The 24,171-nt window shown below is 68.3% G+C and carries 17 protein-coding genes; 14 read left to right on the forward strand and 3 right to left on the reverse strand.

The window, feature by feature from the left end; all coding sequences use genetic code 11:
* Window positions 1–50: 50 nt before the first annotated feature.
* Both H623_RS0111140 and H623_RS0111145 read left to right on the forward strand, forming a co-directional pair.
* Window positions 51–5,108, forward strand: a complete 5,058-nt coding sequence (locus H623_RS0111140; protein WP_022901017.1) for an Lhr family ATP-dependent helicase — start codon at window positions 51–53, stop codon at window positions 5,106–5,108.
* A gap of 225 nt (window positions 5,109–5,333) precedes the next feature.
* Entirely contained in the window at window positions 5,334–6,110 is a 777-nt protein-coding gene (locus H623_RS0111145; RefSeq protein ID WP_026940237.1) for a DNA-formamidopyrimidine glycosylase family protein, read from the forward strand.
* A 480-nt stretch (window positions 6,111–6,590) separates the two neighbouring features.
* Here H623_RS0111145 and H623_RS19355 read toward each other — a convergent pair whose 3' ends face one another.
* Window positions 6,591–7,829 carry a S1C family serine protease gene (locus H623_RS19355; protein WP_084485949.1) on the reverse strand — a complete coding sequence of 413 codons (1,239 nt, stop codon included), beginning with the start codon at window positions 7,827–7,829 and terminating at the stop codon, window positions 6,591–6,593.
* Between the two features lie 302 nt (window positions 7,830–8,131).
* Between H623_RS19355 and H623_RS0111155 the strand changes: the two genes are divergently transcribed.
* The 5 genes from H623_RS0111155 to H623_RS0111175 all read left to right on the forward strand — a co-directional run bounded on the left by H623_RS0111155 (window position 8,132) and on the right by H623_RS0111175 (window position 15,027).
* On the forward strand, window positions 8,132–9,301 hold the full coding sequence (locus tag H623_RS0111155) for a low temperature requirement protein A (protein WP_022901020.1): 1,170 nt from the start codon (window positions 8,132–8,134) through the stop codon (window positions 9,299–9,301).
* A gap of 181 nt (window positions 9,302–9,482) precedes the next feature.
* On the forward strand, window positions 9,483–10,973 hold the full coding sequence (locus tag H623_RS19360) for a glycoside hydrolase family 5 protein (RefSeq protein WP_022901021.1): 1,491 nt from the start codon (window positions 9,483–9,485) through the stop codon (window positions 10,971–10,973).
* Between the two features lie 2 nt (window positions 10,974–10,975).
* Window positions 10,976–12,079, forward strand: coding sequence for a zinc-binding dehydrogenase (locus tag H623_RS0111165; protein ID WP_026940238.1), 1,104 nt, complete (start codon window positions 10,976–10,978; stop codon window positions 12,077–12,079).
* Window positions 12,080–12,305: 226 nt separating this feature from the next.
* Window positions 12,306–14,021: an IlvD/Edd family dehydratase gene (locus H623_RS0111170; RefSeq protein ID WP_022901023.1), complete on the forward strand. Its 1,716-nt coding sequence runs from the start codon at window positions 12,306–12,308 to the stop codon at window positions 14,019–14,021.
* A 136-nt stretch (window positions 14,022–14,157) separates the two neighbouring features.
* On the forward strand, window positions 14,158–15,027 hold the full coding sequence (locus H623_RS0111175) for a fumarylacetoacetate hydrolase family protein (RefSeq protein WP_022901024.1): 870 nt from the start codon (window positions 14,158–14,160) through the stop codon (window positions 15,025–15,027).
* A 77-nt stretch (window positions 15,028–15,104) separates the two neighbouring features.
* On the opposite strand, the gene H623_RS0111180 is transcribed toward H623_RS0111175, so the two are convergent.
* Together H623_RS0111180 and H623_RS0111185 are read right to left on the reverse strand one after the other, a co-directional pair.
* Window positions 15,105–15,983, reverse strand: a complete 879-nt coding sequence (locus H623_RS0111180; RefSeq protein ID WP_022901025.1) for an SMP-30/gluconolactonase/LRE family protein — start codon at window positions 15,981–15,983, stop codon at window positions 15,105–15,107.
* Between the two features lie 144 nt (window positions 15,984–16,127).
* Window positions 16,128–16,895, reverse strand: a complete 768-nt coding sequence (locus tag H623_RS0111185; protein ID WP_211217998.1) for an SDR family NAD(P)-dependent oxidoreductase — start codon at window positions 16,893–16,895, stop codon at window positions 16,128–16,130.
* A 139-nt stretch (window positions 16,896–17,034) separates the two neighbouring features.
* On the opposite strand from H623_RS0111185, the gene H623_RS0111190 reads away from it, so the two are divergent.
* From H623_RS0111190 to H623_RS0111220, 7 genes are all read left to right on the forward strand, one after another.
* On the forward strand, window positions 17,035–18,069 hold the full coding sequence (locus tag H623_RS0111190; protein ID WP_026940239.1) for a LacI family DNA-binding transcriptional regulator: 1,035 nt from the start codon (window positions 17,035–17,037) through the stop codon (window positions 18,067–18,069).
* Between the two features lie 446 nt (window positions 18,070–18,515).
* Window positions 18,516–19,895, forward strand: a complete 1,380-nt coding sequence (locus tag H623_RS19365) for an ABC transporter substrate-binding protein (RefSeq protein ID WP_022901028.1) — start codon at window positions 18,516–18,518, stop codon at window positions 19,893–19,895.
* A gap of 7 nt (window positions 19,896–19,902) precedes the next feature.
* A complete protein-coding gene (locus H623_RS19370; protein WP_211217999.1) occupies window positions 19,903–20,895 on the forward strand; it encodes a carbohydrate ABC transporter permease in 993 nt (330 codons plus the stop codon).
* Window positions 20,895–21,683 carry a carbohydrate ABC transporter permease gene (locus H623_RS0111205; RefSeq protein ID WP_022901030.1) on the forward strand — a complete coding sequence of 263 codons (789 nt, stop codon included), beginning with the start codon at window positions 20,895–20,897 and terminating at the stop codon, window positions 21,681–21,683. Before H623_RS19370 ends, H623_RS0111205 begins: the two co-directional genes overlap by 1 nt.
* Window positions 21,684–21,699: 16 nt before the next feature.
* The gene (locus H623_RS0111210; RefSeq protein ID WP_022901031.1) at window positions 21,700–22,056 is read left to right on the forward strand and encodes a tautomerase family protein; all 357 of its coding nucleotides are present in this window, start codon (window positions 21,700–21,702) and stop codon (window positions 22,054–22,056) included.
* A 40-nt stretch (window positions 22,057–22,096) separates the two neighbouring features.
* A complete protein-coding gene (locus H623_RS19375) occupies window positions 22,097–23,221 on the forward strand; it encodes an NAD-dependent epimerase/dehydratase family protein (RefSeq protein WP_022901032.1) in 1,125 nt (374 codons plus the stop codon).
* Window positions 23,218–24,165, forward strand: coding sequence for an aldo/keto reductase (locus tag H623_RS0111220; RefSeq protein WP_022901033.1), 948 nt, complete (start codon window positions 23,218–23,220; stop codon window positions 24,163–24,165). Before H623_RS19375 ends, H623_RS0111220 begins: the two co-directional genes overlap by 4 nt.
* Window positions 24,166–24,171 lie beyond the last annotated feature (6 nt).

A 24,171-nucleotide genomic window follows, 5' to 3' on the forward strand; every position in this document is an offset into this window, starting at 1 on the left:
AGCAGGCTTCGCCCGCGCCGCTGTCGGCCGTCCGTGTTCTGATGGAACAGGTGACCGACGTTCTCGAACGCTTCTCCCCCGCCACGCGAGCGTGGTTCCAGGGGGCGTTCGACGCGCCCACGGCGGCGCAGCTCGGGGCGTGGGATGCCATCTCTCACGGTGACCACACCCTCGTCATCGCCCCGACCGGGTCGGGCAAGACGTTGGCGTCGTTCCTCTGGTCGATCGACCGACTGATGCACGAGAACGCCGGGTCGAACGCGCTGCCCGGCATGGACGATCCGAGTGCGCGGCCCGTGGGCACGCGCATCCTCTACATCTCGCCCCTGAAGGCGCTCGGCGTCGACGTGGAGCGCAACCTGCGGTCACCGCTGGTCGGCATCACGCAGACCGCGAAGCGGTTGGGCGCCGAGCCTCCGCGCATCACGGTGGGCGTGCGCAGCGGTGACACGCCCGCTCACGAGCGGCGCAGCCTGCTGGCGCATCCGCCCGACATCCTGATCACCACGCCCGAATCGCTCTTCCTCATGCTCACCTCGCAGGCGCGCGAGACGCTGAAGAGCGTGCAGACGGTCATCCTCGATGAGGTGCACGCGGTCGCCGCCACGAAGCGCGGGGCGCACCTTGCGGTGTCGCTGGAGCGGCTGGATGCCATGCTGCCGAAGCCCGCACAACGCATCGGCCTCTCGGCCACGGTGCGCCCTCCCGAGGAGGTGGGCCGGTTCCTCGGCGGCCGCAGCCCTGTCACGATCGTCGCCCCGCCCTCGCAGAAGCGATTCGACCTGAGAGTGATCGTGCCGGTCGAAGACATGCGCGACGTGAGCCCCAGCGCACACGACGATGACCAGAGCCCGCAGGGCGGGTCCATCTGGCCACATGTCGAAGAGAGCATCGTCGATCGGGTGCTCGAGCACCGTTCGTCGATCGTGTTCGTCAATTCCCGACGGCTGGCCGAGCGACTCACCGCGCGCATGAACGAGATCTATGAGGAACGGCTGGACGATGCCGCGATGCAGCGGTCGTCCGGTGCGATCGCGCACGGCTCGGGCCCGGTCGAACCCGTGTCGCTGGGACAAGCGCTCGAGGCGGTCGGCTTCCTGCGCGACACGGACGGGCGTCCTGGTGCAGAGACTCCCGGTGACGCGGGACCGGGCGACGCAGGATCGGGCGGCGCGGAATCCGGCAATGCGGCATCCGACCGACGACCTCGCCGGGTTCCCGCGGAGTTGATCGGCGCGTCGGGACAGACGCGGGGCAGCCGGGCCGGGGCATCCGTCGACCCGTTCCTTCCGGCGGGGCAGCAGAACCCCTGGGATGTCCCGGCCACGGCGGAGTTGCGGCGGCAGCCGCGCGAGTGGTCCGCGGCGCGCGGCCACGGGCATCCGGAGCAGTCGACGGATTCCGATACCGGAATATTGGCCCGCGCACACCACGGCTCGGTCAGCAAGGAGCAGCGCGCCGTCATCGAGGACGACCTGAAGAGCGGGCGCCTGCGCTGCGTCGTCGCCACCAGCAGCCTCGAGCTCGGCATCGACATGGGCGAGGTCGACCTCGTCGTGCAGGTGGAGGCGCCACCGTCGGTGGCCAGCGGCCTGCAGCGCGTCGGCCGCGCCGGGCACCAGGTGGGCGAGGTGTCGAAGGGCGTGATGTTCCCGAAGCACCGCTCCGATCTCATCAACACGGCCGTCGCGAGCGAGCGCATGGTGGCCGGCCTCATCGAGGAGCTCCGGGTGCCGGCGAATCCTCTGGACATCCTCGCGCAACAGACAATCGCCGCGACGGCGCTCGAGCCCGTGGATGTCGACGGCTGGTTCGACACGGTACGCCGCAGCGCACCCTTCGCCACCCTGCCCCGCACCGCGTACGAGGCCACGCTCGACCTTCTCGCCGGCCGTTACCCGAGCGACGAGTTCGCCGAGCTTCGCCCGCGCGTCGTCTGGGATCGCGACCACGATGTGCTCACCGGCCGGCCCGGCGCGCAACGACTCGCCGTCACCAGCGGCGGCACCATCCCCGACCGAGGGCTCTTCGGGGTCTACATGGTCGGCACCGACGACCTGAACCCGGCGAAGGGCGGACGCCGCGTCGGCGAGCTCGACGAAGAGATGGTCTACGAGTCGCGCGTCGGCGACGTGTTCGCGCTCGGGGCGACGAGCTGGCGCATCCAGGAGATCACGCACGACCGGGTGCTCGTGACTCCTGCGTTCGGTGAACCGGGACGCCTTCCGTTCTGGAAGGGCGACGGAATCGGCCGGCCCGCAGAACTGGGCGAAGCGGTCGGCGGGTTCGTGCGCGAGATCGCGTCGGCGTCCGAGCAGCATGCCCGTGCCCGCGCCGCCGATGCCGGCCTCGACGACTTCGCCACCGGCAATCTCCTCACCTACCTCGACGATCAGAAGAAAGCCACCGGCCACCTCCCCACCGACCGCACGCTCGTCGCCGAGCGGTTCCGAGATGAGCTCGGAGACTGGCGGCTCGTATTGCATTCCCCGTACGGCATGCAAGTCCATGCGCCATGGGCGCTGGCCGTCGCCGCCCGGGTGCGGGAGCGTCTCGACGTCGACGGCTCGTGCGTCGCCAGCGACGACGGAATTGTCGTGCGCATTCCCGATGCGGAATCCGACCCGCCCGGCGCCGACCTGTTCGTCTTCGAGCCCGACGAGCTGGAGCAGCTGGTCACCGCCGAGGTCGGAGGGTCCGCACTGTTCGCGTCCCGGTTCCGGGAGTGCGCCGCCCGCGCCCTCCTGCTGCCCAAATACAACCCGGGCAAGCGGTCGCCGCTCTGGCAGCAGCGGCAGAAGGCCGCACAGCTTCTGGAGGTCGCGCGCAAGCATCCGCAGTTCCCGATCATCCTCGAGGCGATGCGGGAGTGCCTGCAGGATGTCTACGACCTGCCCGCTCTGCGTGGTATCGCGTCGCGCATCGCCGCGCGCGACATCCGCATCGTCGAGGTCGGCACCGAGGAGGCGTCGCCGTTCGCGCGGTCGCTGCTGTTCGGCTACGTCGCCGCGTTCATGTACGAGGGCGACTCACCGCTGGCGGAGCGCCGGGCAGCCGCGCTTTCGGTGGATGCCTCACTGCTGTCCGAGCTGCTCGGTCGCGCCGAGCTGCGGGAGCTTCTCGACCCCGCCGTGATCGAACGCGTCGAACGCGAGCTGCAGCGGCTCGCCCCCGAGCGCCGCCTGTACGGGCTCGAGGGCGCCGCGGACCTGCTGCGCATGCTCGGCCCGCTGAGCGCCGAGGAGGTGGCGGAGCGCTGGGCGCTCGTGAGACATACCGATTCGGACGAGACATCCCTCGACGACGATGGTCTCGCACGAATTGGTATGTCTCACGAGGAGACCGTAGGAGGTGTCGCTGGCGCAGGGGATGGCGGCGACACCGCCGACGCCCGCAACACCCTCGACCAACTCGTCGCCGCCAAGCGTGCCCTGCGCGTGACGTTCGCCGGCGCCGAGTGCTACGCCGCCATCGAAGATGCCGCGCGCCTTCGCGACGCCCTCGGCGTTCCGCTGCCGATCGGCGTGCCGACGGCCTTCGTCGAACCCGTCGACGACCCACTCGGAGACCTGCTCGGCCGGTACGCGCGTACGCACGGTCCCTTCACTGCGGCGGATGCGGCATCCCGATTCGGACTCGGCACGGCCGTCGCGCATGACACGCTGCGTCGTCTCGCCCAGGACCGGCACATCACCGAGGGCGAGTTCCGCCCGAGCGCCACCGGCACCGAATGGTGCGACTCCGAGGTGCTGAGGCGGCTGCGCCGCCTGTCGCTGGCCGCGCTCCGGCACGAGGTGGAGCCGGTCGATCCTGCGGCGTTCGCCCGGTTCCTGCCCGACTGGCAGCACGTGGGCGGAACGCTTCGCGGAGTGGATGCCGTGGCATCCGTCATCGAGCAGCTCGCCGGAGCACGGATTCCCGCCTCGGCATGGGAGAGCCTCATCCTCCCCTCACGCGTCGCCGACTACCAGCCGGCCATGCTCGACGAGCTCACCGCGAGCGGCGAAGTGCTCTGGAGCGGCAGTGGGTCGCTGCCGGGCAACGACGGCTGGGTGAGCCTGCACTTGGCGGACAGCGCGCCGCTCACCATGGCGCCGCCGCCCGAACACGCCACCGACGAGCTGCAGCGCGAAGTGCTTGCGGCGCTCGGGGCCGGCGGCGCGTTCTTCTTCCGCCAGCTCTCGGATGCGGTCGGCTCGCTCGATGACACCGCTCTCACCACCGCGCTCTGGGACCTGGTGTGGGCCGGCCTCATCACGAACGACACGTTCGCACCGCTGCGCGCGCTCACCGGCGGTCGCGGCGCCCACAAGCCGCAACGCGCGACGCCGCGCGGCCGCGTACACGCGCCCCGTGCATACGGCAGGCCCGGCGCGTCGTTCCGCCCGGCTCCCGTGCGCTCCGGGCCGCCGACGACCGCAGGTCGCTGGTCGATCCTGCCGCTGCCGCTGGGCGGATCGGAATCGGATGCGACGGTGCGCGCGAAAGCGTTCGCCGAGACCCTGCTCGACCGGTACGGTGTCGTCACGCGCGGCAGCGTGATGGCCGAGAACCAGCCGGGCGGCTTCGCGCTCGCGTACCGTGTGCTCAGCGGATTCGAGGACTCCGGCCGCGCGCGCCGCGGCTACTTCGTCGAGACGCTCGGCGCCGCACAGTTCGCCACCAGCGCCACCGTCGACCGGCTGCGCACGTTCACGCTCGACTCCACCCTCGAACCGCCGCGCTCCGCCGTCGCGCTGGCGGCGACCGATCCCGCGAACCCGTACGGGGCGGCGCTGCCGTGGCCACAGGCATCCGCCGACGGCACCGAGGTCTCGGCCACGGGGCACCGGCCCGGACGCAAGGCCGGGGCCATCGTCGTACTCGTCGACGGCGACTTCGTGCTCTACGTGGAGCGCGGCGGCAAGACCACGCTGCTGTTCGATCGCACGGAGGAGGTGGTCTGGCCGGCGGCGCGAGCGCTGGCGGATGCCATCCATCGCGGCCGCATCTCGACCCTCACCATCGAGTCGGTCGGCGGCGCCTTCGTGTTAGGCACCCCGTTCGGCGAGGCGCTGATCGGCGCCGGTTTCGCGCCGACGCCCCGCGGCCTGAGGTTACGGTCGTGAACGGCGTGGGCCTCATCGGCGGGTGCAGCGACACAATCCGGCGCGGCGTCGACGCGACCGGGTGGGGCGTCGAAATGGGCCGGCGGGGCGTCAACATGGCCCGGTGGGGCGCCGACATGGTCCGGCGCGGCGTCGACAGGACGTGCGCCTGGAAACATGCCGAATCGGCGTGTTTCCGGCCGGAAAGCGCTTCTTGTCATGTCGGCGGCGCGCGCGGAAGGCATCATGCCTGAGGGCGACACGGTCTATCGGCAGGCGCGCATGCTGCACGCGGCGCTGGCCGGAGGGGCGCTGATCCGCTGCGACCTGCGCGTCCCCGCCTTCGCCACCGTGGATCTCAGCGGACAACCGGTGCACGAGGTGGTCAGCCGAGGCAAGCACATCCTGATGCGCATCGGGTCGAGCACGGTGCTCAGCCACCTCAAGATGGAGGGCCAGTGGCGCCTCTACGCGCCGGGCGAGCCGTGGCGGCGCCCGGCGCACCAGGCGCGCGCTGTGCTCGCCACGAAGACCGCCCAGGCCGTCGGCTTCGAGCTCGGGCTGCTCGAAGTGCTGCCGACCGCGCGTGAAGCGGATGCCGTCGGCCACCTCGGACCCGACCTGCTCGGGCCGGACTGGAACGAGCAGGAGGCGGTGCGCAGGCTGTCCGAGCATCCTGAGGTCCCGATCGCCGTCGCACTGCTCGACCAGCGCAACCTCGCCGGGCTCGGCAACGAATACGTCAATGAGCTCTGCTTCGTGCGAGGGATGCTGCCCACCCGGCCTGTGCGCGATGCCGACCTTCCGAAGACGGTCGCCCTCGCTCACCGCATGATCAGCGCGAACAAGAACCGGGTCATCCGCACCACGACCGGCGAGACGCGGCGGGGCCGCACCTCGTACGTGCACCGCCGCGAAGGGATGCCGTGCCGCCGCTGCGGCACGCCGATTCATTGCATGAGCCTCGGCCGCAACGACCTCGAGCTGCGTGAAACCTGGTACTGCCCCACCTGTCAGAGCTGACCAGGCGTCAGACCGATGGCTGCGGGCACCGTGGTGACTGCGGCATCGCGGTGACTGCGGCACCGGGGTGACTGCGGCATTTCGGGCGCGCGGGACGAATCGGAGCCGCGGCGAAAACAGCAGAAGTCGCCCGAAACAGCACGGATCCTGCTGTTTTCACACCCGATTGCCGAATCGTGCTGTTTTCACGCCAGATGCCCGGCGAATCCTTCTGTTTTCACGCCCGGCCACCGGATCCTGCTGTTTTCACGCCAGATGCCCGCCGGACCCTGCTGTTTTCACACCCGAGGGGTCGCCGTACCCCGCTGACCGCGTACAGGAGCCCACGCTGCTGTTTCGCGGTGCAGGCACGCCGAAGCCCCACCGGTCAGGACTTCCGGTGGGGCTCCTTTCGCCTGAGACGGCCGGCGACATCGGGCGTCGCCGGCCGTCTCAGGTGGCGGATGCCGCGTCACGCGAACGCCTGCCCTGCGCCGTGGCTCAGGCCGCAGGGCCCTCGGTCAGGGTGACTGTCGCCGAATGCGAGCTGCCGGAGGCGTCCGTCCAGGTGAGGGTCACGGAGTCGCCGGGCGAGTGCTCCGCGAGCGCCGTGGTGAGGTCGCTCGATGAAGCGATCGCGGATCCGTTGACGGCAGTGATGGTATCGCCTTCCGCGAGTCCCGCGGAGGCCGCCGGGGTTCCATCGATGACACCGGCGACCGACGCGCCGTCGACCGTGCCCGAATAGCCGTAGCCCTGGTCGTCGCCGTAACTGTAGCCGGAGCCCGTGCCGTATCCGGTGGTGTCAGGAGAGACCTCGACCCCCAGGAACGCGGGCAGTCCGATGGTCACGGTAGAGCTGGCCTGGCCGGACTCGATCTGGTCGGCGATGGTCAGCGCGGTATCGATCGGGATGGCGTAGCCGTCCGTGACCGTGGATCCCGAGGATGCCGCGGTGTCGATTCCGACGACCTCGCCTTCGGAGTCCAACAGCGGACCGCCGGAGTCGCCCGCCTCGATGTCTGCGTTCGTCTCGATCAGCCCGTTCAGCGTCTCGGACGCGACGCTGCTCTCGGCCTCGGTGGTGATCGTCTTGTCGAGACCGGTCACGGTGCCCTCTGCCGCGACGAGTGATCCCGTGCCGCCCGCGTTGCCGACGGCGGTGACGTCGTCTCCGAGCGTCGGGTCACCGTCATCGTCGAGTGCCGCGGTGGAGAGCCCCGAGGCACCGTTCAGCTGCAGCACGGCGACGTCGTCCGTGGCATCCGTGCCCACCACGCTCGCGGTGTAGCTCTTGCCCGTCGATGCCACTGTCACCGTGATCTTCGTCGAGCCTTCGACGACGTGGTTGTTGGTGAGAATCTCTCCGTCGCGGGTGAGGATGATGCCGGTGCCGGCCGCCTCGGCGCTCTCGTAGCCGAGCACGGTGTCGATGACGACGACACCCTCCTGCTGACTGCTGGTGGCGGCCGCTCCGCTCGACGAGCCGTCGCCGGATTGCCCGAACCCGTAGCCGGATCCGCCCTGCCCGGGCAGCGTCGAGTCCCCGGAGTTGCCGGAATCGCCGAACGACTGCCCGTTCTGTTCTGCTGAGGTCGCCTGCTTCGCGGAGAGGGCCGAGACGACGGAGTCCACTGTGGCGACGCTCGCCGCGGCACCACCTACCGCGCACACGGCGGTGACCGCAGCGGCAGCGGCGATCCAGCCGGCCGCCCTGCGGTGCTGAGGATCGGTGTTCATGATCGTGTCCATTTCTCACTGCATGTTGGGAATGCGGATGTTTCCGATGACTCATTGCATCGCGCAGTCGCGAAAAACCTCTTTGTCTCCTCCATGCGAATCCTATGAATGGTGAACCTTTCCTATGAGGACGCTTTGGCGCGCTCCGGCCGCAGTTCGCCCGTCGGCCCGCGCGAGCGGCGGTTCGCGCGCTGATGCCGCACGCGAGGAAGCCAGCGACGGGTTCGCACCCGAGGTCGTGCCGCCCGAGCCAGCGGAGTTCGATCGCCGGTCACCCCCAGCGCCGGAGCTAACCTGAGGGAATGTCGAACGAGCCGCGACGTGCCGCCGACTGGTACGAGCTGCTCTTCGACCTGGTCTTCGTGGCCGTGGTGGCCGTGGCTGCTGAGCGCATTGAGGCGGACCCGGGGCTGCCGACCGTGACGACGACGCTGCTGCTCTTCTTTCCGCTGTGGTGGGCCTGGGTGAACTTGATGGCCACGAACAACCTCTACGGCGAGCACGTCCCTGCCATGGGCGCACTGATCATCGCCGCCATGCCGGGACCGGCGGCCATGGCGATCGCCGTCGCGGCGGGAATCGTCGATTTCGGCTGGCTGTATGCCGTCGGGGCCGCCTGGATTCGCCTCATCCTTCTGGCCATGTGGCTCCTGCCCCGGGCGCGTGGCGCGACATCCGTTCCACTCTGGCGTCCCCTGGCGTACAACCTCGGCACGGCTGCCGTATGGCTCGTCTCGATCGCCGTTCCGCCGCCGTTCCGGTACGTGCTGTGGGTCGTCGCCGTCGGCGCCGAGGTGGCTCTTCTCGCCGCGCGCGGGGGATTCGCCTCCGAGGTGTACCGCCGGGTCAGCATCTCGCACTTTCTCGAACGCATCGGACTCTTCGTCGTGATCGTCGTCGGCGAGGCGGTCTACCTCGCGGTCACCGGCCTCGCGGAGCATCCGACCGTCCCCGGTGCGGGCGCGGGCCTCGCGGGGCTCGTGATCTGCGCGCTGCTGGCGCGCGCCTTCTTCCGCTGGGGAGCACCGAGCGCCGAACAGGGCCTGACCACGGTACGGGCGACCGGGTCGTTCGGCGCGCTGCGGGACGTGGCAATGTACCTGCCGTTCCTCCTCATTGCCGGTCTCACGCTCATCGCGGCCGCGATCGGCGTCGCGGTCCACGATCCGGATGCCTCGCTCGGCCTCGCCCCGCGCCTCCTCCTGGCCTGCGGCATCGGTGCGTTCTACCTCTCGAACGCCCTCATCGGAGTGCGACTCGGACGGCCGCTCTCGTTCATCGTGGCGCTGCTGGTTCCGGCGCTCATCCTGCCGTCTGCGGCGAGCCTGCTCAGCCTCGGGTCGCCCGGGTGGGTGACGCTGGCGCTGGCGGCGGCGGCTCTGGTACTGCTCGACCTGCTGACCGCGGCGCTGGCGCGTCGAGCGCGTCGGACGAACGGCTCGGCCGCCCGCAGTCCTCTTGACAGCCTCTGACGACGTTTCCTACTCTGGAAAACAGAAAGCCACGCGTACGAAACATTTCGTGATGATCTGACGAATTCCGACGCTACTGGGCCGCGGTTCCCTCTCGTGGAGCGGATCCGGTGGCAAGGCCACCCAGCATCGATCGCGAAATGAAGAACGCCACACCATCGAGAGACGACGAGGTCCGCCCATGTCCCACACCCAGCCGCCCCGGCACGTCCGTACGGACGGCAGCAGGTTCCTCGACGGCTACGGCCAGCCGATCCGCTTCACCGGCGTCTGCGTCGGCGGCTGGCTCAACATGGAGAACTTCGTCTCGGGCTACGCGGCGAACGAGACGATGATGCGCACGACAGTGCGGAACGCCATCGGATCGGAACGTGCCGACCGGTTCTTCGAGCGCCTGCTCACGTCGTTCTACGGCGAGGCGGATGCCCGCTTCCTCGGCGAGCTGGGCATGACGATCATCCGCATTCCCGTGAACTACCGGCACTTCGAATCGGATCAGAGGCCGTTCGAGATCCTGCCGACGGCGTTCGATCACCTCGACCGCGCGATCGAGGCGTCCGGCCGTCATGGCGTGTACTCGATCATCGACCTGCACGCTCTGCCGGGCAGCCAGAACCACCACTGGCACTCCGACAACGACACGCACCTGCCGCACCTGTGGCAGCATCCGCACTTCCAGGACCGCACCGAGAACATCTGGAAGGCCATCGCCGAGCATTACAAGCACAACACCTGGGTCGCCGGGTACAACCTGATGAACGAGCCCGCGGACGAGTCCCGCACGGTCGTCGGGCCGCTGTACCGGCGTCTCTTCGAAGCCGTGCGGGCGATCGATCCCCACCACACGATCTTCCTCGACGGCAACACCTACTCCACGGAGTTCGACATGTTCGACGCCGAGCCGTGGGAGAACACCGTGTACTCCCTGCACGACTACGTCGCGGCAGGTCTCGGTCGCGGCGGCGACTACCCGGGGTACACCGACGGCGTCTGGATCGATCGCGACTACGCGTATCGCAAATTCGAGCAGCGCTCCGAATACGCTCGCCGCACGGGCACACCCATCATGGTGGGCGAATTCGCGCCGATCTACACGGGCGATGAGCGCAAGGATGCGATGCGCCGCCAGATCCTGGACGACCAGCTCGAGATCTACCGCGACAACGAGGTGAGCTGGACGAGCTGGATGTACAAGGACGTCGGCCGCCAGGGCTTGGTGCGAGTCGCGCCGGGCTCCCCCTACCGGCGACGATTCGACCCGTTCATCGCGAAGAAGAATCGCCTGGCGGCCGACCAATGGGGAAGCGATCGGCTCGGCGGCGAAGGCGTGCGCGGAGTGAGCGAAGCGGTGCAAGAGCTGGTGGCCCGCGAGTTTCCGGACTTCGCCCCGTACCCCTGGGGGCGTTTCGACTGGGTCGCGACGCTCCTGAACAACCTGCTGTTCGCGCAACCTCTCGCACAGGAGTACGCCGAGTTGTTCACGGGGCTGAGTGACGACGAGTTCGATGCTCTCGCCGACTCGTTCTCGTTCGAACAGTGCGACGTCGCCGAGACGCTGCGCGATCAGCTGGTCGCCGGACAGGATCGCGTCGCCGAGCAGGATCACGTCGCCGAGCAGGATCGCGCCAAGGCGCGGTCCGACTCCGCCGCGCCGTCCGAACGGGCGGTCTGACCGTGCGCGCCGTCGTACTGCGACAGCCCGGCGTGCCGCCTGCGGTCGAAGAGGTCGAACTGGCGGCGCCGGGTCGCGGTGAGCTCCTCGTGCGCATCGAGGCGGCGGGCGTCTGCCACAGTGACTACCACTACATGTCGGGCGAACTCGTCGCGCCCCTCCCCCTCGTTCTCGGACACGAGGGCAGCGGCATCGTCGAACGCCTCGGTCCCGGGGTGGATGGCCGCATCGCCGTGGGCGACCGCGTGGCGCTGCTCTGGCGCCCGCGTTGTGGACGATGTCCGGCCTGTCTGGCCGGGAATCCCGCCTTGTGCCGCGGCGGCAGGGTGCAGGCATCCACCGGCGGTCTGCCCGACGGCACCAGCCGGCTCTCGTTCCCAGACGGCGGTGAGTTGCATCATCTGATGGGCGTCTCGTGCTTCGCCGAACGCGTGGTCGTGAACGAGAACGCGGTCGTGTCCGTGCCCGACGGTGTTCCCGCCGAGGTGGCGGCCATCTCGGCGTGCGCCGTCGTGACCGGAATCGGCGCCGTTCTGAACGTGGTGGAGCGAGCAGCGGGGCGAGGCGTTCTGATCGTCGGTGCCGGCGGCGTCGGCCTCTCCAGCGTCATGGGGGCGAATCTCATCGGTGCTGCTCCGGTGATCGTCGCCGATATCGACGACGCCAAGCTCGAGCTCGCGCGCGAGCTGGGCGCGACCCACGTCGTCAACAGCCAGCGGGACGATCTCATGGACGAGGTGATGCGCATCACCCGCGGAGAAGGCGTCGCCTGGGCGGTCGAAGCCGTCGGACGACAGCAGACCCTCGAGACGACGTTCGGCTGCGTCGCCGACGGCGGCACCATGGTGGCCATCGGTCTCGGCGCCGTGGGCAGCCGCTTCACCGTTCCGCTCAATCAACTGGTGCAGCGGCAGAAGCGCATCGTCGGGTCGCTCTACGGCTCATCCAATCCGCCGCTCGATCTGCCGCGCATCTTCTCGCTCTACCTCGACGGCCGGCTGCCGCTCGATCGACTGGTCGGCGATAGCATGCCGCTGACCGACGTGAACCGCGCCTACGAGGCCCTGTTGGCGGGCGCTGTGGGACGCGAGATCCTCGTTCCGTGATGATCACTGAGGGTTGCGCGTGCCCGGATCACGCCCGCGAAAGCGGGTCAATTGCGCAGAGCGCGAACAAATTGGGCAGACTGGAGTCGGCGTCGCTGGAGGTCGCTGGAGTCGGTGCCGCCGACGCAGGGACGACAGAGGCCCATCCCGAGGACCGTGACGCAGGTCTCGAGGCCCGTGGAGCAGGTCTCGAGCACCGTGGAGAAGAGAGCGAAGGAGCTTGTCGATGACGCTACGCAGCCAGGACTGGTATGGCGGCGAGGGCCGCGATCCGTATATCCACCGTGCCTGGATGCGACGTGGCATTCCGCGAGATGCCTTCGACGGCAAGCGACCGCAGATCGCCATCGCGAACACGGCCGGCGATCTCGTCCCGTGCAACATGCACCTGAACGAGGTTGCACAGTACGTGAAGAACGGCGTGTACGAGGCGGGCGGCATCCCGCTCGAGCTCCCGGTGATGGGCCTCGGCGAGACGCTCGTGAAGCCGACCGCCATGCTCTGGCGCAATCTCGCCGCGATGCAGATCGAGGAGATGCTGCGGGCCAACCCCGTGGATGCCGTCGTGCTGCTCGGTGGATGCGACAAGACCATTCCCGCGCTCCTGATGGGTGCGGCATCCGTCGACATCCCGGCGGTCGTGGTGCCCGGCGGGCCGATGCTGAACGGGCACTTCCGCGGCAAGCTGATGGGCTGCGGCACCGGCGTCTGGCAGCTCAGTGAGGAGGTGCGCGCGGGCACGCTGAGCGAGGAAGCGTTCGAGCGGTCGGAGACCGCCATGATCCGCTCCAAGGGGCACTGCAACACGATGGGCACCGCGTCGACGATGGGCATCATGGCCGAAGCGCTCGGCATGACCATCCCGGGTCTGGCGGGTACACCGGCGCCGGATGCGCGGCTGCTCGAGGCCTCGCACGCCACCGGCAGGCTCGCCGTGGAGCTCGTGGCCGCCGATCGCACCGTGTCGAAGGTGATCACGAAGGAGTCGTTCCACAACGCGATCGTGGCCCTGGCCGCGATCGGCGGGTCGACCAACGCCGTCGTGCACCTGCTCGCGATCGCCGGTCGCCTCGGCATCGACCTGACTCTCGACGACTTCGACAGGATCGGCGCGAACGTGCCGCTGCTGGTCAACCTGCAGCCCGCAGGCGAGTACCTCATGGAGGACCTGTTCCGCGCCGGCGGCGTGCTCGCCGTGTTCGACCAGGTGAAGGATCTGCTCGACCCCACGGCGCAGACCGTGATGGGCGCACCGCTCGTGGATTTCCTGGGCGAGCACGCGGTCTGGGATCGTGACGTCATCTCACTGCGCGAGGATCCCCTGCAGGATGACGCGGGGATCGCCGTTCTGCGCGGGAACCTGGCCACGCGCGGCGCCATCATCAAGCCGGCCGCGGCAACTCCCGAGCTGCTCGTGCATCGAGGCAAGGCCGTGGTCTTCGACTCGATCGAGGACTTCCACGCGCGTATCAACGACCCGGAACTGGATGTCGATGCCGACTCGGTGCTCGTGCTGCGCGGGTGCGGTCCGAAGGGGTACCCGGGGATGCCCGAGGTCGCGAACCTGCCCCTCCCTCCCAAGCTGCTCGCGATGGGCGTGCGCGACATGGTGCGCGTGTGCGACGGACGCATGTCGGGCACCGCGTACGGCACCGTCGTGCTGCACGTGGCGCCGGAAGCGGCGGCAGGCGGTACGCTCGCCCTCGTGCGCGACGGCGATGTGATCAGCCTCGACGTGCCGAACCGGCGTATCGAGGTGGAGCTCAGCGACGAGGAACTCGCCGAGCGCAAGCCGCCCTACCGAGAGACCGGCGCGTACGCACGTGCGGACCGCGGCTGGCAGCAGCTCTACATCGAGCATGTGCAGGGCGCCGACACGGGTGCCGACCTCGACTTCCTGGTCGGCTCCAGCGGTTCCGTCGTGACGAGGGAGTCGCATTGAGCGTCGGGAGCACGCTGGGTAAGCGGAGCCCCGCCGCCCCGTGCATGCTGAGCGAGCGCAGCAGAACAGACCACCGCGCCCGCCCAGCGAGCAGCACAGACTGCTCGCGGAGACGGATGACTGAGAGGACCACGAAGTGAACCAGACAACGAACCCCGCGCCGGTCGCGCTCGCGCGCGTACGCTCCGGCGACGACGTGCTGTGGGCCGTCCGCTCCGACGACGTGTATGCGCCGCTGGGAATGACCCTGTCCGCGTTGCTGCGGCTGCCGCGGGACGAGGCGCGGGGCGCGATCGAGCGCGCGCGCGTGGACGCGGCGGGCACGGGCATCCGAGTCGACACGGTTCTCGCGCCGATCGACCCCGAGCAGGAGGTGTGGGCCGCCGGCGTCACCTACCTGCGCAGTCGCGACGGGCGCATCGAGGAGGCGACCGACGGGTCGCCGTACGACCGGGTGTACGTCGCGGAGCGACCGGAGCTGTTCTTCAAGGCCACCGGGCGCCGCACGGTCGCGGCAGGCGACGCGGTCGCGGTGCGAGCCGACTCCACGTGGGATGTGCCGGAGCCCGAGCTCGGCGTGGTGTTCGACGCGAACGGCGAGATCTTCGGATTCGTGCCGGGCAACGACGCCAGCAGTCGGTCGATCGAGGGCGAGAACCTCCTCTACCTTCCCCAGGCCAAGGTCTACACGGCCTCGTGCGCACTCGGCCCCGAGATCGTGCCGGCGTGGCTCGCGGCGCCGCCGTTCGGCATCTCGCTGACCATCGTGCGCGACGGCGAAACCGTGTTCTCAGGCGAGACCTCGACGGATGCCATGGCCCGCTCGCTGCCCGACCTCGGCGAATGGCTGTTCCGCGCAGTCGACTTCCCCGACGGGACATTCCTGCTGACGGGCACGGGAATCGTGCCCGGAGCGGACTTCACCCTGACTCCGGGCGACGAGGTCACGATCGCGATCGACGGCGTCGGCGACCTGACGAACCCGGTGATCCGAATCGGACGCTGATCAGGACGTCGGCGCCCAGTGCGGCGGAACTCTGAGCCATTGCATGATCGGCCGAGCCTGATCGCGGCGCGAGCTCGTCATCCCCCGAACACCGGCAACGCCCGCCCCGCGACGCCCGGATTCACCGCGAACACCGCGCCGGCGGCGGGCTCGGCGTCATCGGCGATTCCCTGTCGCGAAGTCGTGATGTAGAGGGTTCCGAGGTCGCGGCCGCCGAAGGTCGCCGCCGACGTGTTCGTCACTCCCGGCACCTCGACGACCTCGGTGAGCGTGCCGGTCCCGTCGTATCTGCGCACCTGGCCGCCCTGCCACAGCGCGACCCAGACACCGCCTTCCGCGTCGACGGCCAGCCCGTCCGGGTGTCCGTCCGCGGGATCGATGGACACGAACCCACGCCGGTCGCTGAAGACCGCATCCGCACCGTCGAAGTCGAAGAGGTCGATCCGGTTCGTCAGCGTGTCGACGTAGTACACGCTCGTTCCGTCGGCGCTCCACTGCAGTCCGTTCGAGATGCCGACACCGCCGAACACGCGCTGCGTGCGGCCGTCCGGATCCAGGCGGTAGAGAGCGCCGGCGCCCGGCGTCTCGTCGTAAGCCATCGTGCCGCAGTAGAAACTGCCCTGCGGATCGCATCCGCCGTCGTTCATGCGAGTGCCGTCGTCGCCCAGCACGTCCGGCACCGAGCGCTCACGTTCGAAGTGGTCGTCGAACAGAGAGAACCCGCGCTCGGTGGCAACGACGAAGCCACCCGCCTGCCGCGGGCGCAGTGCCGCCGCCACGGACGAACCGACTGCGTGGCGGCCTCGGACCGCTCCCCCCGTCGGCGCGTCGGGGTCGCCCAGGTCGAGCACGTCGCCCGCCATCATGTCGACGAGAAGCAGCCGGCCGCCGCGCGAATCCCACACCGGCCCTTCCCCGTGTTCTGTGATGCTCGGGGTGAGCTGTTCCGCCTTCATGGTCGACTCCTTCGTCTGTGTCGATGCTGACTGTGTCGATGGTGCCTGTGTCGATGCTGACTGTGTCGATGGTGCCTGTGTCGATGGCGCCTGTATCGATGGTGCCTGTATCGATGGCGCCGTGCCGGCGGTACGCCCCGAGAGTCACTCCCAGCCGCCGTCGACGACCCAGGTCTGACCGGTGCAGAGTCTGGAGTCCTCGGCCGCCAACCAGAGCACCATACGCGCTACGTCGGGTGGATAGAGCAATTCCGGCAACGCCTGCATGCGGAAGATATGCTCCTTCTCGGCCTCGCCGACCCACTTCGTCAGCTGTCGCGGCGTCATGACCCAGCCCGGAATCACACAGTTGACCCGGATGCCGTCGCCGCCCAGCTCTCGTGCGAGCGTGCGGGTGAGGCCCTCGATACCCGCTTTCGCTGCGATGTAGACGGGCAGATCCGTGAGGTCGATGTGCGCGCTGATCGAGCCGAGATTGATGATCGAGCCGTGTCCCGCCTCCCGCATGCCGGGAACGACGGCCTGCGCGGCGAAGAAGTGATGGCGCATGTTCACCGCCATGCGCTCGTCCCACAGGTCGACGTCGACGTCGACGACAGCGTGCCGGGCATCGTTCGCCGCATTGTTCACGAGCACCGTCACGGGACCGAAGCGCTCCGACCGGCGTTCGATCGCCTCCGTGAGGGCCGGGATGTCGCGCACGTCGACAACCGAGAACGCCGGCTCCGGGTCCCCGCGGCGGGCGATCTCCGCCACCAGAGCACGGCCGGATGCCTCGTCGATGTCGACGAACGACACCCTCGCCTGCTGCGCGGCCAGCTGCGAGACGAACTCCCGTCCGAGGCCTGAGGCGCCGCCGCTGACGAAGGCGTGCTGTCCGGCGAGCGACGGATAGGTCGCGAACACAGGCATCCCCACCGTCATAAATGTTTCTCACACTTCACGAAAACTGTCGGTCTGGCCAGCGTAGGAGGTCGCAGGGGGTACGTCAACAAGAACAACGATGACGGAAACTTTCGCGTGGGCGGCCTGTGGGCATACAGTGATGGGCATGTCTGATGGCGAGGCGATGACAGCACATCCATCGCGCGCAACCCTCGCCGAGGTGGCTCAGCTCGCACAGGTGTCCGTCGCGACGGTGTCGAAGGTGCTGAACGGGCGCAGCGGCGTCTCCGCCGACACCCGTGATCGCGTGGAGGCGCTCCTCAGCGAGCGCCATTACAACAGGCGGTCGGCGTCGCAGACGGCCTCGACCCTGATCGACGTGCTGTGCTACGAGATCGACAGCCCATTCGGTGCCGCGGCGATCGCCAGCATCGAGCGAGTGTCGCGGGAACAGCGGATGGGCATGGTCGTCTCGGCGGCGAATGACGATCACCGGCCGCCGTCCGGCTGGGTGGACGATGTGCTGCGCCGGCAGCCTCTCGGGGTCGTCCTCGTCGCGTCCGAGCTCGACGCCAAAGACCTCCAGCGCCTGCGCTCCCGTCGAATCCCGCTGGTGGTGATCGACCCGTACGGCTCGCCGGCCTCGGATGCGCCATCCATCGGCTCTGCCGACTGGAACGGCGGCTTCCTCGCCACACAGCATCTGATCGAGCTCAGCCACACCGACATCGCCATCATCACCGGCCCGGACAGCATGATGGCCTCTACCGCGAGGTTGTCCGGGTACCGTGCGGCGCTGGACGGCGCTCATCTGCCCATTCGTCCCGAGTACATCCGCAGCGGTCGATTCCATCACGCGGACGGCGTTCAGGGCGGCTTGGACCTGCTCGGCCTCCCGGCGCCTCCGACCGCCATCTTCGCGACATCGGACCTGCACGCGCTCGGTGTCTACGAGGCCGTCCGCTCCCTCGGCAAGACGATTCCGAAGGATGTCTCGGTCGTCGGCTACGACGACCTCGCGATCGCGAAGTGGGCCGGACCGCCGCTCACGACGGTGCACGTGCCCCTGACGACGATGGCGGAGCAGGCCACTCACCTCGTGACCCGCCTGCGCGACGAACCCGAACTTGCGTTCAGCCGGGTCGAACTGGCCACCTCGCTCGTCGTGCGGGAGAGCACAGCTCCCCCCATCGCCGCCTGATAGCGGCTTGTCGGACAAGCCACATCGTCGGGCGTGAAACCGCTGACGATTCGGTGAGCCTTGTCTGCGAGCCCTGACTGGAGCCCTGTCGGTGCGCCCTGCCGGCGCCCGTCGCCGCCCGTCGATGCTCTGTCGGCGCCCCTGGACGCGCTGGCGGCTCGGCCAACCCAGGCGTGCCCCGACGCGATACGGGAACGAGATGGCGGATTGATAACGAAACTTTCCTCATTCATAAGAAACCTTGACACGAACTTTCGCGGTGATTAGCGTCGTGGGCAACACGCGGGTGACCCCCGCGACCGCAGCAGGAACAACGACGTCATTGCACGTGGACTCTCCACCGAGATCCCGACGCGGACGTCGCGACTTCCCGACGCGCGCCGTGATCCCTGATCCCGGCACGACAACCCGGATACGACGCGTATCCGCTATCGAAGAGGATCACAATGCACTTGCCATTCCGATCGAAGAAGACGCTGCGAACGCTCGCCGTCGCGGCCATGGTGGGCATGACGGCGGTCGGGCTCGCCGCGTGCAGCAGCAATGACAACCAGGGTTCCAGCGGCTCGGCCACCAAGGGAACCGTCAATTGGTGGGGCTGGACCCCCACGAACACCGACGAGGCGAAGGACTTCATCGCCCAGTTCAACAAGAAGTATCCGGACATCAAGGTCAACTTCAAGCTGATCGGCATCTCCGACTACCAGGCGACGATGCGGCCGGCGCTGGCATCCAACGGCGGTCCCGACGTCTTCGATCTGCAACCCGGCTCGTACGTGCAGCAGTTCGGCACCTATGCCGAAGACATGGCCCCGGTCGCCAAGTCCGCTCTCGGCTCCGACTGGAAATCGAAGATCGCACCGATCGCCGTGAGCGGCATGACCTACAAGGGCAAGCTCACCGCGCTCCCCGTCGGCTCGACATATGCCGGAACGCTGTGGATCAACCACGATCTGTTCACGAAGTACGACCTGCAGCCGCCGAAGACGCTCGATGAGTGGAAGCACGTGTGCCAGGTGTTCGAGCAGAACGGGCAGGGATGCTTCGTGCAAGGCGCGTCTCAAGAGGGCTTCGACCAGGACACCCTGCAGTCGATCGCCAACTCCGTGAAGCCGGGCTACTGGACGAAGGCGTCGAAGGGCAAGGCCAAGTGGAACGACCCCACGATGGTCAAGACGCTGAGCATCTGGAAGGACCTGTTCACGAGCGGGATCATGCAGAAGGGCGCCCTGGGCGCGCAGCAGTATCCCGACGCGAACAACCAGTTCCTCACCGGCAAGTACGCGATGGTCATGATGGGCACCTGGTATACGCAGTACGCGACCGAAAAGGCCATGACCGAGGCGATCTCCGCCGCCGGCGTCGCCGGCGCGAAGCCGTTCCCGATCGTGCCGATCGCCTTCCCCGACGTGGCGGGCAACGGCAACACCAGCGAGATGTTCGGAGACGCGGACTACGGCCTGGCCGTCGCCTCGAAGTCGAAGAACAGAGCGGCGGCCGAGACCTTCGCCAAGTGGATCGCGACCACGAAGCAGGGGCAGCAGGTCATCGCCAACCGTCTCGACACCCTGCCGACGCTCAAGGGGGTTCAGCCGGACTTCACGACCATCAAGTTCGTGGACCCGAGCGTGCAGGAGACGCCCGTGACCGATCTGCTCAAGAAGGTCGGGTCGGTGAACGAGCCGCGCTTCGCTCTTCTGAACGCCGACATCGAGAACGCTTTCCTCGCCGCGGCGCAGTCGGTGGGCAGCGGCAGCGCGACCCCGCAGCAGGCGGCCGAGACCCTGCAACAGGCCGCTCAGGCGGCGGCAGCGGCCAACGGCTAGGAGCGGCATGACCGAGACGACAGGCGTCCGCGGAGCAAGGATGTCGCACTCCGGCGGAACGTCCGGGCGTCCGGCGCTCCGAGGCGGGCAGGGCAACGCGAGCCCTGCCCGCCGGCAGAGGCTGCAGGCGCCGGGGCTGCCCTGGATCCTCCCGGCCCTCGTGCTCGGGGTGGGACTGATCTACTACTGCATCGGATACACGGGCTACATGTCGACCCTCAACTGGGACGGCGCCAGTCCGAACCCCGAGTCCGTCGGCCTGAACAACTACGTGCGCATCTTCACGAGCGACCCGGTGTTCTGGAAGGCCGTGTGGCACACTGTCGTGTTCTTCGTGGTCACCTTCGTCGCCCAGACCGCGCTCGGCGTGATCTTCGCCGTGATGATGCACTCGAGAATCAAGCTCGGCATCCTCTACAAGGTCATCGTGTTCGTGCCCGTCGTGCTCGCGCCGGCGATCATGGCGCCGGTGTTCCGGCAGATGTTCTCCATCAACGGCCAGTTCAACTGGCTTCTGGAGCACGTCGGCCTCGGTGCCCTCGTGCAGCCCTGGATCGGCCAGGAGAGCACGGCGCTCCCCGTCATCATGGCGATCACGATCTGGCAGTGGACCGGGCTCACGTTCGTGCTCTACTTCGCGGCGATGAGCCAGATCGACCAGTCCATGCTCGAGGCCGCGCGCATCGACGGGGCAGGAAACTTCCGCACGCTGGTGAGCATCATCTGGCCGAGCCTGCGCGGCACCACCGTGGCGCTGGCGATCCTCGGTGCGATCGGGGCGCTCAAGACCTTCGACGTGCCCTGGCTGGTCACCATCGCCGGTCCCAACAACGCCACCCAATTCCTCGGCACGTACATCTACCAGATGACGATCCAGCTCGCGCACGTCGGTTATGGAGCCGCCCTTTCGATCATCCTGCTGCTGGTCGCACTCACGATCGCGATCATCCTTCAGGTCGTCGGACGAGAACGCACTCGCGAGAAGAAGGGAGCCCGCTGATGTTCGAGGTGCGCACGCGCTGGGGCAAGGTGCTCCTTCAGGTGCTCGCGACGCTGTTCGTACTGCCGTTCCTGTTCCCGCTCATCGTCATGGTGCAGGGCTCCTTCGCCGGTGCCGGGTGGGGCAATTACCGGGCGGTGCTCGGCGTTCCCGGGTTCTTCAGGTTCTTCCTGAACAGCGCCATCATCGCCGCCGGCGTGATCGCGATCGTCTACGTCGTGACGATGCTGGCGTCGTACGGCTTCGCGAAGCTGCACATCCGCGCGCGAGAGGTCTACTTCTGGATGCTGCTGGTGTGCCTGACCCTGCCGGAGGTGGTGCTGCTCACCCCGCTCTTCTCGACGACGCAGCAGCTGGGCCTCTACGACACGTACTGGTCGGTCATCCTTCCGCTCGCCGCGCTTCAGGTGCCGTTCGCCGTGCTTCTGACCCGCAACTTCATCCACGGTCTTCCCGACGAGATGTTCGAGGCGGCCAGGGTGGACGGCGCGAATTCGATGCGGGGCTTCCTCTACCTCGTCCTGCCGCTGACTCGCCCGATCGCGGCAGCGGTGCTGATCTTCACGCTGATCGGCGCATGGAACGACTATCTGATGCCGCTCGTCTTCCTGCAGTCGCAAGACATGCAGACCATCACGCTGGTTCCGCAGTTCTTCGTCGGGGAGTTCAGCAACGACCAGACCAAGATCCTCGCCTCGGCGGTGCTCACCGCCATACCCGAGGTCGTCGCCTACCTGTGCTTGCAAGGTCTCTTCGAGCGCGGTCTGTCGGCAGGCGCAATCAAGTGACGAACAAGGAGTTTCCGTGCCACTCATCCAGGTAGACCTGTCTCGCGAGCTTTTCGAGGCGTCGCACGACGCCATCGGCCACGCCATCCATGACGCCCAGACCGAGGCGCTCGGCATCCCGTCGAACGACCGCTTCCAGGTCTTTCGCCCGCACGGCCCCGGCGAGCTCAAGTTCGACGAGACCTACAACGATGTCGAGCGACGCGACCTGATGCTCATCCACGTCACCGCCGTGCACATGTACCCGGTGGCGACGAAACGACGGTTCTTCGAGACGGTCACCGACAAACTCGAGCCGCTCGGAATCCGCCGGGAGGACGTGCTCATCTGCCTCGCGGAGAACGGATTCGAGGACTGGTGGGCCGGCCGCTGAGCGCCGGTCACGTGCACACGACCAGCAGAGAGGAACCACCGTGCTCCAACACGACAACGCCCCGCTGAACGTTCTCTTCATCGGCGGTACCGGCACCATCAGCGCATCCTGCGTTCGTCTGGCTGCTGACACCGGCATGAGAGTCTCCGTGGTGAATCGGGGGATCAACCGGGTCGGTCGCGGCCTCCCGCCATCCGTGGAGCAGCTCACCGCCGACATCACCGACGAGGATGCCGTCGCCTCGGCCATCGCCGACCGTCGCTTCGACGCGGTCGTCAACTTCCTCTCGTACGACGAAGACGATGTGCGGCGCATGGTCGACCTGTTCACCGGGCGAGCTGGCCAATACGTGCACATCAGCTCCGGGTCGATCTATGCGAAGCCCGTGCGGCAGACACCCATCACGGAGTCGACGCCGACGTCGCCGAATCCGCCGCTGCCGTACGCGACCGCGAAATGGAGAGCGGAACAGGCGCTGTTCGACGCGCACCGGACATCCGGCTTCCCCATCACCGTGATCAGGCCGTCCCACACCTACGACGACCAGAACCCGCCGCTGCCCGGCGGGTGGAGCGTCGTCGACCGGCTGGCACGCGGCGCCGAAGTGCCGGTGCACGGTGACGGCACCTCCCTGTGGACTCTCACTCATGCCGAGGACTTCGCGCAGGGCCTCGTCGGCCTGTTGGGCAACTCCCGTGCGATCGGCGAGGTCTTCAACATCACGGGTGACGAGGTGTACACGTGGGACCAGATCTACACGATCGTCGCCCGGGCACTGGGCCGACAACCGCGGCTCATCCACGTTCCCAGCGAGTTCTACCCGGTGATCGCACCCGAATGGTTCTGGTCGGGTGAGATGGTGGGCGATCTGGGGCACTCGGCGGTCTTCGACATGACGAAGCTGCGGCGCTTCGTCCCGGGATTCGCGCCGCGGCTGACCTTCGAACGTTCGGTCAAGCGGATGGTCGCCTGGCGTTCGGAGCATCCAGACCTCGCGCGCGGGGACGACGACACCGACGCCGTCCTCGACCGGTTCGTCGCCGCGTACCATGCGGCGCGCGACGCGGCGGCACGGCACGCGCCGGACGCCGCTGCAGAGTCCGCGGCGATGGCGACCGCCGGCGCGGGCGTCGCAGCCGAAGAGCAGGCGGAGGCGGGCCGATGACACTGCGCACGCGCCCACTCGGCTCCACGGGCATCGACGTCACCGACGTGTGTTTCGGCAGCAGCCCGCTGGCGAGCATGGCCCGCCTGTACGGCTACGACGTCGACGAGCGCCGCGCGATCGACACGGTGCTCGCCGTGCTCGACAGTCCGATCCGCTTCATCGACACCTCGAACGGATACGGCGAGAACGGCACGGCCGAGCGGCGCATCGGCATCGCCCTGCGCGAATACGGAGGGCTCCCCGACGATGTGGTTCTGGCGACGAAGGTGGACCCCGATCCGGTGACCGGAGATTTCTCCGGAGCGCGAGTGACGGCATCCCTCCACGAGAGCCTCGACCGACTGGGGGTGGAACGAGTACCGCTCCTGCACCTGCACGACCCGGAACGCATCCCGTTCGAGCAGGCGATGGCGGACGACGGTCCCGTCGCGGCGCTCATCCGCCTGAGAGACGAGGGTGTCGTCGACAAGATCGGCGTGGCCGGAGGTCCGGTCGCGCTGCTCGGACGCTACCTGGCGAGCGGCGCCTTCGACGTGCTGCTGAGCCACAACCGGCACACCCTGCTCGACAGGTCGGCGGACCCGCTCTTCGAGAGCGCCCGGAGGAACGGCGTCGGAGTGCTCAACGCCGCGCCCTTCGGCGGTGGGATGCTCGCCAAGGGGCCCGCGGTGCAGCCCGGCTACGCCTACGGCACGCGCGACGATCGCGTCGCCGCGGCGGCGAGTGCCATGCAGGATGCGTGCGCCCGCCATGGCGTGCCGCTCGCCGCTGCGGCGCTGCAGTTCTCGCTTCGGACGGAGTTCGTCGATTCCACCGTCGTCGGCATCTCGGCTCCGGAGCGCGTGACGCAGACGCTGGACTACGCGTCGCTCGAGATCCCCGCGGAGTTGTGGGACGAGCTCGAGACGCTCGTCCCCTCCGCCGACCTCTGGCTGGACTGATCGAGG

Source organism: Humibacter albus DSM 18994 (genome assembly GCF_000421825.1).
In the GTDB taxonomy this organism is placed as follows: Bacteria; Actinomycetota; Actinomycetes; order Actinomycetales; family Microbacteriaceae; genus Humibacter; species Humibacter albus.